The organism is Cobetia sp. PDI-23MA (assembly GCF_059507735.1).
In genome coordinates, this window is sequence record NZ_CM183352.1 from 382,255 (window position 1) to 397,795 (window position 15,541).

General features: G+C 63.9%; 17 protein-coding genes. 14 read left to right on the forward strand and 3 right to left on the reverse strand.

Features of this window, described 5'->3' with window-relative positions:
- Positions 1-3: 3 nt before the first annotated feature.
- From AC5WNJ_RS01770 to AC5WNJ_RS01780, 3 genes are all read left to right on the forward strand, one after another.
- Positions 4-1,665 carry an ATP-binding protein gene (locus tag AC5WNJ_RS01770; RefSeq protein ID WP_253062982.1) on the forward strand — a complete coding sequence of 554 codons (1,662 nt, stop codon included), beginning with the start codon at positions 4-6 and terminating at the stop codon, positions 1,663-1,665.
- Between the two features lie 24 nt (positions 1,666-1,689).
- Positions 1,690-2,139, forward strand: a complete 450-nt coding sequence (locus AC5WNJ_RS01775; RefSeq protein WP_253062984.1) for a lipocalin-like domain-containing protein — start codon at positions 1,690-1,692, stop codon at positions 2,137-2,139.
- Between the two features lie 214 nt (positions 2,140-2,353).
- Positions 2,354-2,560 (forward strand): cold-shock protein, encoded by a 207-nt coding sequence (locus tag AC5WNJ_RS01780; RefSeq protein WP_176676068.1) that lies wholly within the window; start codon positions 2,354-2,356, stop codon positions 2,558-2,560.
- Between the two features lie 239 nt (positions 2,561-2,799).
- Here AC5WNJ_RS01780 and AC5WNJ_RS01785 read toward each other — a convergent pair whose 3' ends face one another.
- Positions 2,800-3,711, reverse strand: coding sequence for a LysR family transcriptional regulator (locus AC5WNJ_RS01785; RefSeq protein ID WP_253062986.1), 912 nt, complete (start codon positions 3,709-3,711; stop codon positions 2,800-2,802).
- A 472-nt stretch (positions 3,712-4,183) separates the two neighbouring features.
- On the opposite strand from AC5WNJ_RS01785, the gene AC5WNJ_RS01790 reads away from it, so the two are divergent.
- Both AC5WNJ_RS01790 and AC5WNJ_RS01795 read left to right on the forward strand, forming a co-directional pair.
- A complete protein-coding gene (locus AC5WNJ_RS01790; protein WP_253062988.1) occupies positions 4,184-5,149 on the forward strand; it encodes an MliC family protein in 966 nt (321 codons plus the stop codon).
- 153 nt (positions 5,150-5,302) lie between these two features.
- Positions 5,303-5,932, forward strand: coding sequence for an FMN-dependent NADH-azoreductase (locus tag AC5WNJ_RS01795; RefSeq protein WP_253062990.1), 630 nt, complete (start codon positions 5,303-5,305; stop codon positions 5,930-5,932).
- A 110-nt stretch (positions 5,933-6,042) separates the two neighbouring features.
- Here the strand turns inward: AC5WNJ_RS01795 and AC5WNJ_RS01800 are convergent, their stop codons facing one another.
- Together AC5WNJ_RS01800 and AC5WNJ_RS01805 are read right to left on the reverse strand one after the other, a co-directional pair.
- The gene (locus AC5WNJ_RS01800; protein ID WP_253062992.1) at positions 6,043-6,669 is read right to left on the reverse strand and encodes an IMPACT family protein; all 627 of its coding nucleotides are present in this window, start codon (positions 6,667-6,669) and stop codon (positions 6,043-6,045) included.
- 26 nt (positions 6,670-6,695) lie between these two features.
- Positions 6,696-7,172 carry a LexA family protein gene (locus AC5WNJ_RS01805; protein ID WP_043333703.1) on the reverse strand — a complete coding sequence of 159 codons (477 nt, stop codon included), beginning with the start codon at positions 7,170-7,172 and terminating at the stop codon, positions 6,696-6,698.
- 473 nt (positions 7,173-7,645) lie between these two features.
- On the opposite strand from AC5WNJ_RS01805, the gene ccmA reads away from it, so the two are divergent.
- The 9 genes from ccmA to ccmI all read left to right on the forward strand — a co-directional run bounded on the left by ccmA (position 7,646) and on the right by ccmI (position 15,397).
- On the forward strand, positions 7,646-8,413 hold the full coding sequence (ccmA, locus tag AC5WNJ_RS01810) for a cytochrome c biogenesis heme-transporting ATPase CcmA (RefSeq protein ID WP_253062994.1): 768 nt from the start codon (positions 7,646-7,648) through the stop codon (positions 8,411-8,413).
- Positions 8,410-9,132, forward strand: coding sequence for a heme exporter protein CcmB (ccmB, locus tag AC5WNJ_RS01815; RefSeq protein ID WP_253062996.1), 723 nt, complete (start codon positions 8,410-8,412; stop codon positions 9,130-9,132). The genes ccmA and ccmB overlap by 4 nt, the downstream gene beginning before the upstream one ends.
- Before the next feature lie 165 nt (positions 9,133-9,297).
- Positions 9,298-10,065: a heme ABC transporter permease gene (locus tag AC5WNJ_RS01820; protein ID WP_253063185.1), complete on the forward strand. Its 768-nt coding sequence runs from the start codon at positions 9,298-9,300 to the stop codon at positions 10,063-10,065.
- On the forward strand, positions 10,062-10,328 hold the full coding sequence (gene ccmD, locus AC5WNJ_RS01825) for a heme exporter protein CcmD (RefSeq protein ID WP_253062998.1): 267 nt from the start codon (positions 10,062-10,064) through the stop codon (positions 10,326-10,328). The genes AC5WNJ_RS01820 and ccmD overlap by 4 nt, the downstream gene beginning before the upstream one ends.
- Positions 10,329-10,409: 81 nt before the next feature.
- Positions 10,410-10,940, forward strand: coding sequence for a cytochrome c maturation protein CcmE (gene ccmE / locus AC5WNJ_RS01830; protein WP_253063000.1), 531 nt, complete (start codon positions 10,410-10,412; stop codon positions 10,938-10,940).
- Entirely contained in the window at positions 10,940-12,940 is a 2,001-nt protein-coding gene (locus AC5WNJ_RS01835) for a heme lyase CcmF/NrfE family subunit (protein ID WP_290441740.1), read from the forward strand. Before ccmE ends, AC5WNJ_RS01835 begins: the two co-directional genes overlap by 1 nt.
- Positions 12,937-13,515 carry a DsbE family thiol:disulfide interchange protein gene (locus tag AC5WNJ_RS01840; protein WP_253063002.1) on the forward strand — a complete coding sequence of 193 codons (579 nt, stop codon included), beginning with the start codon at positions 12,937-12,939 and terminating at the stop codon, positions 13,513-13,515. The genes AC5WNJ_RS01835 and AC5WNJ_RS01840 overlap by 4 nt, the downstream gene beginning before the upstream one ends.
- Entirely contained in the window at positions 13,512-14,036 is a 525-nt protein-coding gene (locus AC5WNJ_RS01845; RefSeq protein ID WP_373456566.1) for a cytochrome c-type biogenesis protein, read from the forward strand. Before AC5WNJ_RS01840 ends, AC5WNJ_RS01845 begins: the two co-directional genes overlap by 4 nt.
- Entirely contained in the window at positions 14,033-15,397 is a 1,365-nt protein-coding gene (gene ccmI, locus AC5WNJ_RS01850) for a c-type cytochrome biogenesis protein CcmI (protein WP_253063004.1), read from the forward strand. Before AC5WNJ_RS01845 ends, ccmI begins: the two co-directional genes overlap by 4 nt.
- The last annotated feature ends 144 nt before the right edge of the window (positions 15,398-15,541 follow it).

Genomic DNA, 15,541 nt, shown 5'->3' on the forward strand with positions numbered 1-15,541 from the left:
ACGATGCGCCGGGCTCTCTCCGACAGCATCTTCCTGCGTGTCTATATCGCCTTGCTGGTGGCATTGGTGCTCACGCTGGGCATCGCGCTGGGCGGCTTTCAGCTGACCAACATGGTCCGGTTGGAGGCCTACCAGACACGTCTGGGGGCGGCGCCGATGCGCCTGCTGGTGAGCCAGATCGCGGCCACACCGGAAGCTGAGCGCGGGGACTTCCTCAATCGGACCGCCCGGCTGCTGGATGGGCGGTTGTTGCTGGCACCGGCGGCGGTCTTTGATCTCAGCTGGTGGGAGCAGCGCCGCCTTGAGGCTGGGCGGCCGCTGGTGCGGCCCCATGATGATGCCGGCTGGCAGCTGCTGATGGCGGTGCCGGGCGAAGAGAGAGTGCTGGAATTCCGTCTGTTGCATCTCGCGGAGCGGCAGTTGCGCGGGTTGATGGTGTCGCTGCATGACACCCTGCAGCCCATGAGTGCCGAGCAGCGCAGCGACTTGCTGGCCCAACTGCAGCAGGCCTCCGGTCTGTCCTTCGCGCTGCTGCCGGACATTCCGCAGAATCTCGATGCGCAGCAGGCTAGTCGCCTGGAGGCCGGTCGGGTGGTGCTCAACGTGGCCAGTCACGGTCAGGCGATGGCGCTCTATACTCGTCTGGGTGACCGCGCCATGCTCAAGGTCGGGCCCATCCGCGGCTTCGAGACGACACCGCCAGCCTTGATCATCGCCATGATACTGGCGGTCATCAGTCTGCTGGGCGGCGTCATCTATCTGGTGGTGCGTTCACTCGAGGCGCGCCTGACACGTCTGGAAAAGGCCGCGACCCGAATCGCGGGCGGCTATCTCGATACGCGGGTGCGCATCGAGTCCAATGACTTTCTCGGGCGTCTCGGCATGGCCTTCAATGGCATGGCCGAGCGGGTGCAAGGGTTGCTGGGCGCGCAGCAGGACATGATTCGGGCGGTCTCGCATGAATTGCGTACGCCGGTGGCGCGTATCCGCTTCGCGCTGCAGATGATCGAGGACATGGTCGAGGATGATTTCGTCCAGCGTCAGATAAAGGGCGCAGACGGCGACATCGAGGAACTCGACAAGCTGATCGACGAGATCCTGACCTACGCGCGCCTCAACAATGCCGCCGGTATCCAGCTGGACCTCGGCATGGTGGATTGCCGCGAGATCGCGGAGCAGGTCTGCGAGACGCTGGCGCCGCTGCATCCTGAGTTGCTGCTGAGCATCGAAGGCGAGGGGTTGGAAGTTGAGGCCGAGGCACGCTATCTGCAGCGGGCGCTGCAGAATCTGGTCTCCAATGCCTGCCGGCACGCGGATTCCCGTGTGCTGGTGCGTATCACCAGTGACCCGCAGGTGGTCAGGCTCGATGTCGAAGACGATGGCCCCGGCATCAATGAGGAAGATCGCAAGAAGGTCTTCAAGCCCTTCGCGCGCCTGGATGATTCGCGTACGCGTGCGTCCGGCGGCTACGGGCTGGGGCTCTCCATCGTGCAGAAGATCCTGCATTCCCACGGTGGCAGCGTGGTGGTGGACAAGGGTCGGTCGCTCAAGGGCGCACGCTTCAGCCTGTTGCTGCCACTGACCTCCAGCCAGTTGGAGCGCAAGGCGCCTGTGCCCTTGCCGCCGGTCAAGCCGCCGTCACCCCGGGACGAGCACGCCACCTGATCACGACCGTTTGAGGAATTGGCCATGCGGCAATCTTCCTTGTCACTGCATCCTGACTTGATCGGCGCATGGCGGCTCGAGCGTTTCTGGTATGCCTGGCCGGATGGACGCGAGCTGGAGCCGCTGGGCGAGTGCAAGGGTCAGCTGCATTACATGGCCAATGGCTATATGAGCGTGCAGCTGGTGTCCTGTGAGCGTCAGCCTCTGGGGATGGCGCCGACGGATGATCAGCTGGTCGCCGCCTTTCGTGAGGGCTTTGCCTACTGTGGGCGCTGGCAGTGGAACAGTGAGCGGGAAGAGGTCTGCCATCATCTGTCGTTGGCCACGATCGCCGATTGGGATGAGGTGACGCTTGTGCGGCGCGTCATGCTCGAGGGAGACCGCCTGCTGCTGGGGACCGATGCGCCGAATCTGCAGCTGCCGGAAGGGGGATTTCTGACATGGCTGGAGTGGCATCGATTGACGACCGTGTGAGGTGATTGTCGAAAAGGCTTGACGTGGTCATGGGTTAGCGTGCAATGTAGCTCTTGTTGGATAGCAAGACGCACCACTCAGTCGCCTGTGCTGCTCGGCAAATCGCCTTGAGCGCCCCGAGAAGCCTCGCTGATTTGATGCATGGTTTTGCTTTGCCCACGCTCCTCGGGTAATGCCCGTTATTTCAAACATGCTGATCAGAGAGGAATTTCTCATGGCTACAGGTACAGTTAAGTGGTTCAACGACGCTAAAGGTTTCGGTTTCATCGCTCCGGCTGACGGTGGTGACGATCTGTTCGTTCACTTCTCCGAAGTCCAAGCTGAAGGCTTCAAGACCCTGCAGGACGGCCAGCAGGTCTCCTTCGACGTGACCCAGGGCCAGAAAGGCCTGCAGGCAGCCAACGTCAAGGCTCTCGACTGATCATCATTCTCTGCGGAATGCCTTTCCGCTTGAGATGATAGATGTCAAGAACCGCCCCAGCTCATGCTGGGGCGGTTCTGTTTGTGCTGAAGAAAAGGTCTTGGGCGCAAGCTGTAGTGATATGACGCGAACAAGCATTGAACAGTACTGACAAGAAGCCCCATCACTCGGCAGGCCGCAAGGCATCGAGTGGTGGGGCTTTCGTGTATCCATTCCGCGTAGGCGCTGAGATCCGGGTATCAGGCAGGCTTCACGCCACTCAACACCTCGAATGATGTCTCACGAGCGGTACGCAGGAAGTCGTCCATCCACGGCGTGCCGAGCAGGTCTTCTCTGACGGCGGCGTAGAGTGTCGCCCAGACACCGTCGCCCAACGACAGGCCGCGCACGTAATCGCGCGTCAGATACTCGGCCAGCGCCCAGTTGGGGAGCGCCGTGACGCCGCGACCGCTGGCGACCAGCTGCATCATCATCACCGTCATCTCGGCGCTGCGGATCTCGCGCGGGCTCACGTTGGCCGGTTCGAGGAACTGGGTGAACACGTCCAGGCGATCATGCTCGACCGGATAGATGATCAAGGTCTCATCGCACAGGTCCTGCGGCTCCACATGGCCCTTGATGGCCAATGCATGCTGGCGTGCCACGGCCAGCATGACCTCATAGCGGAACAGCGGAATGTACTGGATGCCGGTCATCTCCACCGGATTGGCGGTGATGACCAGGTCCAGCTGCTCGCGGCCCAATGCCTGCAGGGGGGCGAAGCTTTGGCCCGAGGGGATATCGACTTCAATTTCCGGCCAGTGATCGCGGAAGCGATCCACCGTCGGCATCAGCCACTGAAAGCAGCTATGGCACTCGATGGCCATGTGCAACCGGCCCTGTTCGCTTCCCGCCATGCGGGCAATGTCGCGCTCAGCCATGCGGAATTGCGGCAGTACCTGCTCTGCCAGCGACAACAGGCGCTGTCCGGCGCGGGTAAACTCCACGGGGCGCGTCTTGCGGATGAACAGTGGCGCGCCCAGGCGCTCCTCGAGGTCCTTCAGCTGATGGGAGAGGGCGGATTGGGTGAGGTGGACACGCTCCGCGGCTTCGACCAGCGAGCCTGCATCACGCAGGGCCAGCAGGGTACGCAGATGGCGCAATTCAAGCATGATGAATGGTGCTCATGTTGAGAGGTTGAAAAGGTACGTCGTGGAAGGTCACCATCATGACGTGCGGCTGCCAGAGGGCGCTCATGACACTGTCTCATATTCATGGCGATTGGCGTATCACTTGGGGTGGTGGAAAACGAAGGATGCCAGAGTCAGCCTTGCAGAGGGTGTCATGCAAGGCTGGCAGGGCGCGCGCCTTGTACCCTCAGTGTATTCCCATCCCCACAAGCCTCACTGCGCTTGATAGACTTTGGCAGGGTGCGCCAGGAAGGCCGCCGTCTCCGCCTTGAAGTCCAGCCATGCCGCAGTGTCTCATCGCGAGAGTGCTGCGCTGCCTCTTGTCGTCCGACATGCCCAGGGAGGGTTCATCATGTCACGTCATTGCTGTCGCCTTTTTGTCATTTTTCATGCGTTGCCCCATAGGTGGGCCGCGAGTCTCACGCCAGGGATGATCGCTGCCGGTCGAGCGGGCTTGCGCCTGTCGCCTCTGGCGGTGCCCATGCTGCTGGCCGGATGTACCTCTCTGCCGTGGAGTCAGGACGCCACGACAGGGGCGGATGCTGGCCAGCATCCGCTCAAGGTGCCGGCCCCCGCACAGGACCCGGGTCCCGTGGTGCATGAGGTGGTGAAGAAGCCTGCGCCGCCCAGTGCGGAATCGCTGGGCAAGGCTGCTGCCGTGACTTTGCCCGCCAGCTTTCTGCCACCGCCCCGGGCGAGTGAGTATCAGGTGTGGCGCTGTACTCCGGCGCAGGATCTGCTGATGGCCTTCAGCGAAGGCGACGCCGAGGCATCGCATGACTGGTTGCGACTGTGGTCGCGGCGGCATGCCTATACCCTGGAGCGGGTCGTCAGTGCCTCGGGCGAGCGCTATCAGGCCAATGCCGGTGCATCGCCGGCCGAGCAGGCGTCTGGTGATGTGAAGGCGTTGCCCGGTGAAGAGGGACTGGAGGTGTGGTTCAAGGGGGCCGAGGCGATGCTGCAGAATGCCCGCGGCAATCTGGAATGTGTGCAGGATGATCGGCGCGTGATTCATCCGACGACGCAGAAGCCGCTATTGGTGGCGCAGGGCAATGAGCCGGGCTGGCAGGTTAGTCTCGACAGCCAGCACAACCTGCTGACGCTGACGGCCATGCAGGGCTTGCTCGAGTCGCCGCACGAGGCGCAGGCATCCGAGCGCTCTGCGGAGGCTGGCGCGCGCTCGTCAGGTGTCCAGGTGGTGAAGCTGCCTTATCGAGTCGTCCGTGAGGCAAACGATAGCCGTGTGCTCAAGGCGGAGCTCCCGGCTGACGGCAAGCTGTTGCAGCTGGTGGTCGCGCCGGGCGCCTGCTTCGATTCCATGCAGGGTGCGCCCTATCCGTTGACGGCGACCTTGACGATTGCGGGGCAGGAATTGAGGGGCTGCGGCGAGGCGTTCCGTTATCCGTCGGCAGTCGAATAAGGCTGATGACTGACTAATCGTTCGCTTTTTTCGAATGATATGGGCGATTTAAGTCGCTTTTCGTGTGCAATGGTTCATTTATCATGCTGTGCATGCGGATCGGGTCGAACACCGTCGACAGGATCGCGCCTCACTTTCATGGAGACCCTCCACATGTCTAAAGACTCACTCAATGTCCTGCTGGTGTCTGCTTCCCTGTTTGCCGACAAGAGTAATTCACGTGCGCTGGCCTCATCCTTTGTCAGTGCGCTCGAGGCCTCCGGACAGCCATTTCAGCTGACGCATCATGATCTGGTCGAGCGCGATCTCCCTCACCTTGATAGTGCGGAAATGCAGGCCTGGATGACGCCGGCGGATGAGCGCAGCGCCGAGCAACGCAAGCTCGCCGCACTGTCCGATGAATTTCTGGCCGAGCTGAAAGCGGCCGATCTGCTGGTCGTAGCGGCACCGCTCTACAATCTGGGCCTGCCAACACAGATGAAGGCGTGGTTCGATCGAGTGCTGCGTGCCGGCGAGAGCTTCCGTTACACCGAGAAGGGGCCGGTAGGTCTGCTGGAAGGCAAGCAGGCACTGGTATTGGCAGCACGTGGCGGGATATATGCGGGCACTGAAATGGATTCCCAGACACCGCACCTGAAATCCATGCTCGGGCTGATGGGGATCACGGATCAGCACTTCGTGTATGCCGAAGGCCTCAACATGGGCGATGAGTCCAGGGCCGCCTCACTGGCCGAGGCCAAGGCTGCCATCGCCAATCAGGTGCAAGCTCTGCAGTTCCGCTGAGAGAAGTGAAAACACGAACGCCATCGCCGCCCCTTGTCCGGGCGGTGATGGCGTTCGTGTTTGTGCACAGCCAAAGGGAATCGCTGGCGCCGGTCAGTCGCTGGTGCAGGTCAGTCGCGGGAGTCGAGCACTTCCAGCGCTCCCTTGAGACGCGCATGCAGTTCTTCCAGCGGCGGCTGGGCGCTACCTTGCGGCCAGCCCGCCGTCAACACTACGCCATCAGCACCATAGTCGCTGGCATCCACTGGCACATCGTAGCCATTCAACCAGTGGCGAACATCGGCTTCATGGGCGAAGCCGACCTTCAGGCGCCTGGGCGTGCGCGGCGTGAAGGTCGTGGTGGGCAGGTGCTCAAGCGCCTCGAGCACCGCGCGGCTGTATGCCCGCGCCAGGCCGCCGGTGCCCAGCTTGATGCCGCCGAAGTAGCGAATCACCACGCAGGCCACCTGGCCGACGCCACTGCCTTCGAGCACCTGATACATCGGCCTGCCAGCAGTGCCGCCCGGCTCGCCATCATCGGAGAAGCCGATGGCATTCTGCTCATCGGGTGCCCCGGCGATGAACGCCGTGCAGTGGTGGCGCGCGTTGGGATGGGCGAGATGCGCCTGCGCCAGCAGCCGCGTCATGCCGTCTGGCGTCGGGGCATGGGCCAGCCAGGCGATGAAGCGGCTCTTCTCGATCTCGATGCTGTGTTCATGGTGCGCCTCGGGCGCCAGTGCCGGTATCTGATAGGTCATGGCACCATCTTATCAAAGCGTCGCTCTCAGTGAGTGACGGCGTTGCCGCGCACCACGCCCATTACCATGCCCAGCACTTCGATATCGGCATTCTTGAGATAGATGGGGGCCATGCTGTCGTTGGCCGGTTGCAGGCGCACGCCGGTCTTCTCGATATACAGTTTCTTCAGCGTCACTTCCTGCTGGTTGATCATCACCACGGCAGTCTCGCCGTTCTCGGCGCTTTCGCTGCGTTCGATGATGATGATGTCGCCATCATGGATGTTGCAGTTGATCATCGAATGGCCGCGCACGCGCAGGGCGTAGGTATTGCGGCGCACCATGCGCGTCGGCACGGCAACCGTACCGCAGTCGGCGATGGCTTCGATGGGCATACCGGCGGTGATGTTGCCGAGCAGCGGGATATCCATCATGTCGCTGGCGGTGATTTCCTGCCAGGCCTGGTCATTGAGCGGCAGGTTGTGAAGACGCTGAAGGTAGTGCGGAGCGTGAAGACGTGACATGAGCAATCCCCTGATGCCGTGCGGTCGGCGCGGAAGGTGCGTCGGCCTGCGATGCAGCGTGGAGGGTCGTCAGGCTGAGTTCATCTGTCGCCTGCTAGGCTCCGCGAACATGCTGACAACGCGTTGAGCCGACCCGATCAGTCTGTGCCTGCACTCGGCAGGCGTGTGATGAAGGTACTGTATGGATACTGTTTTTGTATACAGTGCCTGCATCATAGCAAGCTCTCGCGAAGTGGCAAGAGGTCAGCGGATCGACCGGCGCCACTCCAGCGAAAGTGTGTCGTATGAATGTGCACCACATGTCGCTGATATATTTCTCGAGTGCTTGACTGCCCGTCATGGTGGGGCTGCGAGACCAGGCGATCGGCTGCTCGGTGGTCAGTGTCGACCTCAGCTCGTAGAATGGCTCGCAGTGACCCTTGGGTCTGCCTTTGATGTCGCACTCCGCGACGGCTCAGCCGCGAGAATCCGGGATGCCCAGCCAGCCTGCCAGCGATGAAGTCAGTAGCGCGCCGCCTCTGTTGGCGGTCGTGGCGCTCGGCTGTGAGCGTGATGAGCGCTGGCTGTTCGAGGGGCTGGATCTTTCGCTGCATGCGGGAGAGATCCTGCAGGTCGAGGGCCCCAATGGCAGTGGCAAGACGACCCTGCTCAAGATTCTGTCCGGTCAGTTCCATGACTACGAGGGCGAGGTGCTCTGGCGCGGCCAGCCTTCCTCGCGGGTGCGTGACGACTTTCTGGGTTCACTGCTCTATCTGGGTCACCAGCCCGGCATCAAGGGCACCCTGACCGCCTTGGAAAACCTTGCCTGGTATCAGGCGCTTGGCGGTCAGCCGCAGGTGAAGTCAGAGGCCTGCAGCGAGATCGCCTGGGCGGCGCTGGATGCCGTAGGGCTGGCCGGTTTCGAGGATGTGCCTGCCCAGCAGCTTTCCGCCGGTCAGCAGCGACGTATCGCGCTGGCGCGGCTGTATCTGACGCCACGCCGGCTGTGGGTGCTCGATGAGCCCTTCACCGCCATCGATCGCGACGGCGTTCAGGCGCTGGAAGCATTGCTGCTGGCTCACGCCCAGCGTGGGGGCGGTGTGGTGATGACGACTCATCATCGCTTCTCGCAGGCCTCGCGCTTGCGCCGCTTGTGCCTGGGCGCTAAGGAAGGGGTGAAGGCCGAGCAGGGGCTAGAGCAGGGTTCAGAGCAGGGTGTGGGCGGGAAAGACACAGCCTCGACACAAGGCGCCTCGGCATGAACCATGAGCTACTGACGGCATTGCCCGAGGCCCCGCCCACCGGTTCGCTGGCCGGGGCCTTCAAGGCGACCCTCGCGCGCGACCTGCGTCAGGCGCTGCGCCGACGCAGTGAGCTGATCAATCCGCTGGTGTTCTTCGCCCTGGTGATCACGCTGTTTCCGTTGGGCATCTCCCCGGACAAGGCGCTGCTGGCGACGCTGGCGCCGGGCCTGTTGTGGGTGGCGGCGTTGCTGGCGACGCTGCTGTCACTGGATGGTCTGTTTCGACAGGATCTGGAGGACGGCAGTCTCGAGCAACTGCTGCTGACGCCGCAGCCATTGCCGTTGCTGGTACTGGCCAAGGTGGTAGGCCACTGGTTGCTGACCGGCCTGCCGTTGGCGCTGATGGCACCCTTGCTGGGCGTGATGCTGGGACTGCCGAGCGGCGCCTTTGGCGTGTTGATCTCCTCGCTGGCGCTGGGCAGCATGAGCCTGTCATTGATCGGCGCGATCGGTGCGGCACTCACGGTGGGGCTGCGGCGTGGCGGAGTACTGCTCTCGCTGATCATCCTGCCGCTGTACATTCCGGTGCTGATCTTCGGCGCCGGTGCCGTACAGAGCGCCGTCAACGGCATGCCCAGCCTGGCCCATCTGGCCATTCTGGGCGCGATGCTGGCGCTGGCCCTGCTGATGGCGCCACTCGCCATCGCCGCCGGACTCAGGCTGAGCATCAATGGCTAGCCCGATCAAGAACTGCATGACGCTGCCCGAGCATGCTCGGGCATTCGCAAGGCTCTTCATTACCCCTGACAAGAGGCCCGTGTGACCGCCGACTCCGACTCTCCTCAAGCGCCTGCCCGCAAGGTTCGTCCCCGCAAGGGCGGGCTATGGCCGTGGCTGCATCGCATGGGTGCACCGGCGACCTTCTTCGCGGCCAGTCAGCGCTGGCTGCCGTGGCTATGGGCGCTGGCGATCATCTCGCTGGTGGCCGGCAGTGTCTGGGGACTGGCCTTCGCGCCCGCCGACTACCAGCAGGGCAACAGCTTCCGCATCATCTATGTGCATGTGCCGGCGGCGATTCTCGCCCAGTCGTGCTTCATGCTGCTGGCGGTGTGCGCGCTGCTCTTCCTGGTGTGGAAGATCAAGCTGGCGGACATGGTGGCCACGGCCGCCGCGCCCGTCGGTGCCCTGATGACAGCTCTGGCACTGTTTTCCGGCTCGGTGTGGGGCATTCCCACCTGGGGCACCTGGTGGATCTGGGATGCCCGGCTGACCTCGATGCTGATTCAGCTGTTCCTGTATCTGGGCGTGATCGTGCTGCGTGGCTCCTTCGCCAGCCGTGACAGCGGTTCGCGCGCGGCCTCGATCCTGGCGCTGGTCGGCATGGTCAACATCCCGATCATCAAGTATTCGGTGGACTGGTGGAGCACACTGCATCAACCGGCCACCTTCACGCTCAGCGAAGCGCCGCCGATGCCGGCCAGCATGTGGATTCCACTGCTGCTGATGGTGATCGGCTTCTACGCCCTGTTCGGCGCGCTGGTGCTGATGCGCACGCGGCTCGAGGTGCTGAGACGCGAGAGTCGCAAGCAGTGGGTGCGTGATCTGCTGAGTCCGTCTGCGCGTGCGCGCCCCGATGCTGCGGTGGTCGCGGCAGAAGGGGATAAATCATGAACCTGCCGGGCATCGCCTTCTCGAGTGTCAGCGAGTTCTTCGCCATGGGCGGCCATGCGCTGTATGTGTGGTCGGCCTGGGGGCTGACGGCGGCGTGTCTGATGGGGCTGGTGATCGCCACGCGGCTGTCGCGTCGCGCGCTGGAGGCGGATATCCGTCGCCGGCTGCGCCGTGACGCTTCCCGTCATTCTTCGCACCCTGCTTCACGCCACGCTGCGCATCGTTCGTCACCTCAGGCTTCGCGCCACACCTCTCGTGATTGAACCTGTTTTCTCCCTCCCGCGGCTGTTGTCCCGCTGATCGCGAGAGGCTTGACCGTCCCTTGCCCTGACCGAGCCCTGACCATGACTCCCAAACGCAAGCAGCGCCTGTATATCGTCACGGCCATCGTGCTGCTGGCCGCCCTCGCGGTGGGTCTGACCCTCTATGCCCTGCGCGCCAACATCAACGCCTTCTATACCCCGACCCAGATCGCCAGTGGCGAAGCGCCCCAGGGGCGGCAGATCCGTGCGGGTGGCATGGTGCGTGAGGGCAGTGTCAGGCGTGACAACGAGACGCTGGATGCCATCTTCACCGTCACGGATTTCGATCATGACGTGACGGTGCATTATCAGGGCATCCTGCCGGACCTGTTCCGTGAAGGGCAGGGCGTGGTGGTGATGGGCACCTTCGATGGTGAGCATCTCGAGGCCAGCGAGGTGCTGGCCAAGCATGACGAGAAGTACATGCCGCCGGAGGTGTCGGAGGCGCTGAAGGCCTCCGGGCGCGATATCTCTGGTAACAGGACGGGCAACGAGACCGGCAATGCGGCTGACAACAAGACCAGCGACAGCAGCGCAGCCAAGGCCGCGCTCGATCCGCAGGAGACCCCGTGATGGTGACGCAACTGTTACCGGAAATCGGCCACTTCGCGCTGATTCTGGGCGCCTGTCTGGCCTGTGTGCAGGCGGTCGTACCGCTGGCGGGGGCCAGTACGCGCCGTCCGCTGTGGATGAGCTTCGCCCAGCCGATGGCCTGGGGGCAGTTCCTGTTCGTGCTGATCGCCTATGCCTGCCTGACCGCGAGCTTCCTGCTGGATGATTTCAGCGTCGCCTACATCGCCAACAACTCCAACAGCCAGCTGCCGTGGTACTTCAAGTTCAGCGCCGTGTGGGGCAGCCATGAAGGCTCGGTGCTGCTGTGGAGTCTGATACTGGCTGGCTGGGGCTTTGCCGTCTCGCTGGGCGCGCGCCATCTGCCGCGCGACATGCTGGCACGGGTGCTGGGCATCATGGGGCTGATCTCCACCGGCTTCATGGCCTTCGTGCTGCTGACCTCCAATCCCTTCGCGCGCCTGCTGCCGGACATGCCGGCTGACGGCGCGGACCTCAATCCGCTGCTGCAGGATATCGGGCTGATCATCCACCCACCGATGCTCTACATGGGCTATGTCGGCTTCTCGGTGGCGTTCGCGTTCGCGATGGCGGCACTGATGGGCGGGCGTCTCGATGCCGCCTGGGCACGCTGGGCGCGCCCCTGGACCAACATCGCCTGGGCCTTCCTGACCGTCGGCATCGCGCTGGGCAGCTGGTGGGCCTACTACGAGCTCGGCTGGGGCGGCTGGTGGTTCTGGGACCCGGTGGAGAACGCCTCCTTGATGCCGTGGCTGGCCGGTACCGCCCTGATCCATTCGCTGGCGGTCACCGAGAAGCGCGGCGCCTTCAAGAGCTGGACGGTACTGCTGTCGATCTTCGCCTTCTCGCTGTCACTGCTGGGCACCTTCCTGGTGCGCTCCGGGGTGCTGACCTCGGTGCACGCCTTCGCCAGTGACCCCGACCGCGGGCTGTTCATTCTCGTGCTGCTCGGCATCACCGTCGGTGGCTCGCTGCTGCTGTTCGCGTTGCGCGCACCGCGCGTGCGTTCGACGCTGGGCTTTCACTGGTTGTCGCGGGATGCCTTCCTGTTGGTCAACAATCTCGTGTTGCTGGTGATGATGGTCACCGTGCTGCTGGGCACTCTCTATCCGCTGGTGCTGGATTCGCTGGGACTGGGCAAGATCTCGGTGGGCCCGCCGTACTTCAATGCGCTGTTCGTGCCGCTGACCACGCTGCTGTGTGCCTTCATGGGCCTCGGGCCGGCCTCGCGCTGGAAGCAGATGCCGGGTCGCGAGCTTACGCGCCGTCTTGCGCTGGCCGGCAGCGCGGCACTCCTCATCGGTGGCCTGCTGCCACTGACGCTGGATATCGAGTGGAGTTTCCCGGTGGCACTCGGGCTGGTCATCGCGCTGTGGGTGGTGCTGCCGCTGCTGCGCGATTTGTGGGACAAGAGTGCCTCGAAGGCGGGGCGCTGGGCGGGGCTCAAGCGCCTCACGCCCAGCTACTGGGGCATGCAACTGGCGCATCTTGGCCTGGCAGTGACCATCGTCGGCGTGACGCTGGTCTCCAATACCGAGGTCGCCGAGAACGTACGCATGGTGCAGGGCAAGGAGGTCAGCGTGGGCGGCTATCAGTTCCGCATGACCGAGCTTGGCGAATATCGCGGCCCCAACTACCTGTCGGACCGCGCCACGGTGGAAGTCAGTCGCGATGGTGACCCCGTGACGACACTGCATCCCGAGAAGCGTCTGTTCCTGGCCAGCGGCATGCCAATGACCGAGACCGCGCTCGATGCCGGCTTCACGCGTGACCTCTACGTCGCCATGGGCGAGAAGCTGGATGACGATAGCTGGGCGGTACGCATCCAGGTCAAACCCTTCGTGCGCTGGCTGTGGCTGGGCGCCTTGCTGATGGGGGCGGGCGGTGTGATCGCCGTGCTGGATCGCCGTTATCGCCGCCGTGTCGAGGCCAGCACGGCGTCTAACACCCGCTCTAACGCCACACAGGAGGCCCGCCCATGAATCTTCATCGTCTGGTGCTGTTCGTGCCGCTGGTGGTCGTGGTGGGGCTGGGTGCCTTCCTCTACCAGCGCCTCGATGATGACCCCTACGCACGGGACTCCGCGCTGCTGTCGCGGCCCTTCCCCGAATTCTCGCTCAGCACATTGAGTGAGCCGCAGGCGCGCCTCGATGCCTCGCTGCTCAAGGGGCAGGTCAGCCTCGTCAACGTCTGGGGCGAGTGGTGCCCGACCTGCAAGCACGAGATGCCGCAACTGCTGGATCTTGCCAGCCGCGGCGTGCACATGGTCGGCGTCGACTACAAGGACACCCGCGCCAAGGGCCGCCAGTTCCTGGAGGAATTCGGCAACCCGTTCAGCATCAATCTGTTCGACCCCGACGGCACCCTGAGCTTTGATCTTGGCGTCTATGGGGCACCGGAAACCTTCCTGGTCGATGCCGAGGGCGTGATCCGCTATCACCACACCGGCTACATCCGCCCCGAAGATGTCCGCGACGTCATCCTGCCGACGCTTGAACGCATTGCAGAGCCCGCGCCTGACGCCGCCAGCACGCCCGATGAGGAGGCCAGCTCGTGAAGTCCGTACTCAGGAGTGTCGCCATCCCGCTGGTGCAGGCGCTGGTGGTACTGATGTTTCTTGCCTGGCTGTCTGCCGGCAAGGCGCATGCCGCCATCGAGATGCATCAGTTCGACAATCCGGTGCTGCAGAAGCGCTACGACAGCCTGACTGCCGCGTTGCGCTGCCCCAAGTGCCAGAACCAGGCGATCGGTGACTCGGACTCCCCCATCGCCGGTGACATGCGCCAGAACGTGGCGGACCTGCTCAAGGACGGCCGCAGCGACAGCGAGATCCAGAATTTCATGGTCGCGCGCTTCGGCGAGTACGTGCTCTACAATCCGCGTCTCGATGGGCGCACCTGGCTGCTGTGGGGCGGTCCGGCAGCGCTGATCCTGATCGGCCTGGGGATCGTGACGCTGATCGTGCGTGCCCGACGGCGCGCACGTGTGCGTGCGTTGGATGCTGACGAGCAGGCACGCCTGTCGGCGCTGCTCGCCGCGCACCGTGATGCACCGCAAGATGCAAAGGAGCGCTCATGATTCTGCTATGGCTGGCGATCGCCGTGCTGTTGATTCCCGCCGGCTGGCTGCTGTTGCTGCCGTTGCGGCGGGCGCGTCGCGTGCATGCCGATCAGCAGGCGTTCGAGGACAACGACAGCCTCGGCGCCGAGAACGTGCGTGTCTATCGGCGTCGACTGGCCTCGCTGGAGCGCGGCCATGCGCGTGGTGAGCTGGATGACACGGCTCTGGCGGAAGGGCGGGTCGAGCTGGAACGCAGCCTGCTCGAAGATGCTGAATCCCTCAAGCGCTCTCCGCTCAAGGCGGCCAGCAGCGGCCGTGTGCTGGTGCCCGTGTTGCTGGTGGCGATGGTGGCGGGCTCGCTCTACTGGTATCAGCGCGAGGGCGCGAGCGGGGACCTGGCGCTGGCGCAGGCGATTGCCGCCACGCCGATCCACGACGCCGCCAGCTTCGAAGCTCGCATCGCCCGGCTGCGCGCCGAGGCCGAAGCCCAGCCCGACAACGCCAAGGTATGGATGGCGCTGTTCCCGCTCTACCGCGATGCCGGACGCCTCGATGAGGCCATGCAGTCGCTCGAGGCGTTGATCGCGCTCGAAGGCCGCGTGCCCGCATTGATCGCGCAGCTGGCGCAGCTCAAGTTCTTCGCCGCCCAGCGTACCTTGACCGATGAGGTCCAGGCGCTGGTCGATGAAGTGCTGGCGGACGATCCGCGTCAGCCGACGGTACTCGGCCTGCTCGGGATCGAGGCCTTCGATCATGCCCGCTATCCCGAGGCCATCGATTACTGGCGCAAGGCGATTGCCGGCTTCGAGAATCCCGATGCCGCCAAGGCGCTGCGCGAAGGCATCAAGGCCGCGCGTCAGCGCATGGCCAGTGCCGGTGATGTCGATGCGTCGGTCGCCCTGGCTCCCTCGGCAGCGAGAGATAAAGACGCCGCGGATGCGCAGGGAGCGAGGGCTGATCAGGACACCAGAGAGGGCGCTGCACGTCTGACGCTCAAGGTGTCACTGGACCCGGCGCTCGAGGCGCAGCTGGCGGCGCTGCCGGTCAGTGCCGAAGCGGCAACCCTGTTCATCGTGGCACGCGATGGTGAAGGCAAGCTGCCGCCGCTGGCAGTTGTGCGCACCACCGCGGACAAGCTGCCGCTGACGCTCACTCTGTCGGACGACAACGCCATGGCCCCGATGGCACGGCTCTCGATGGCGGAGCGCGTCGATCTCGTGGCGCGTATCTCCGCTTCCGGCCAGCCGACGGCCCAGCCGGGGGATCTCGAAGGCACGCTCGAGAATGTCATCGTTACTCGCAGCACCGATGCTGATGTCGGCCATGAGGCTGCGGACGCGCCGCTGATGCTGCGTATCGACCACCGTGTCACTCAGTAAGCCGCGATTGGTCCCTGCCCTGCGCGATGACGGCTTCGTTTGTCATTGCGCCGGTTGGGGCCATCGCCGCTTTTGGGTAGACTGCGCGCTGGTTTTCGAAAACCCCCTCGATGACCGGCTGTCTCGTCGTAAGGACATGTTTAC

Bases quoted from the DNA above. Each gene is read 5' to 3' on its own strand.
- AC5WNJ_RS01770 (WP_253062982.1), top strand. From the start codon at position 4: ATGCGCCGGGCTCTCTCCGACAGCATCTTCCTGCGTGTCTATATCGCC.
- AC5WNJ_RS01775 (WP_253062984.1), top strand. From the start codon at position 1,690: ATGCGGCAATCTTCCTTGTCACTGCATCCTGACTTGATCGGCGCATGG.
- AC5WNJ_RS01780 (WP_176676068.1), top strand. From the start codon at position 2,354: ATGGCTACAGGTACAGTTAAGTGGTTCAACGACGCTAAAGGTTTCGGT.
- AC5WNJ_RS01785 (WP_253062986.1), bottom strand. From the start codon at position 3,711: ATGCTTGAATTGCGCCATCTGCGTACCCTGCTGGCCCTGCGTGATGCA.
- AC5WNJ_RS01795 (WP_253062990.1), top strand. From the start codon at position 5,303: ATGTCTAAAGACTCACTCAATGTCCTGCTGGTGTCTGCTTCCCTGTTT.
- AC5WNJ_RS01800 (WP_253062992.1), bottom strand. From the start codon at position 6,669: ATGACCTATCAGATACCGGCACTGGCGCCCGAGGCGCACCATGAACAC.
- AC5WNJ_RS01805 (WP_043333703.1), bottom strand. From the start codon at position 7,172: ATGTCACGTCTTCACGCTCCGCACTACCTTCAGCGTCTTCACAACCTG.
- ccmA (WP_253062994.1), top strand. From the start codon at position 7,646: ATGCCCAGCCAGCCTGCCAGCGATGAAGTCAGTAGCGCGCCGCCTCTG.
- ccmB (WP_253062996.1), top strand. From the start codon at position 8,410: ATGAACCATGAGCTACTGACGGCATTGCCCGAGGCCCCGCCCACCGGT.
- AC5WNJ_RS01820 (WP_253063185.1), top strand. From the start codon at position 9,298: ATGGGTGCACCGGCGACCTTCTTCGCGGCCAGTCAGCGCTGGCTGCCG.
- ccmD (WP_253062998.1), top strand. From the start codon at position 10,062: ATGAACCTGCCGGGCATCGCCTTCTCGAGTGTCAGCGAGTTCTTCGCC.
- ccmE (WP_253063000.1), top strand. From the start codon at position 10,410: ATGACTCCCAAACGCAAGCAGCGCCTGTATATCGTCACGGCCATCGTG.
- AC5WNJ_RS01835 (WP_290441740.1), top strand. From the start codon at position 10,940: ATGGTGACGCAACTGTTACCGGAAATCGGCCACTTCGCGCTGATTCTG.
- AC5WNJ_RS01840 (WP_253063002.1), top strand. From the start codon at position 12,937: ATGAATCTTCATCGTCTGGTGCTGTTCGTGCCGCTGGTGGTCGTGGTG.
- ccmI (WP_253063004.1), top strand. From the start codon at position 14,033: ATGATTCTGCTATGGCTGGCGATCGCCGTGCTGTTGATTCCCGCCGGC.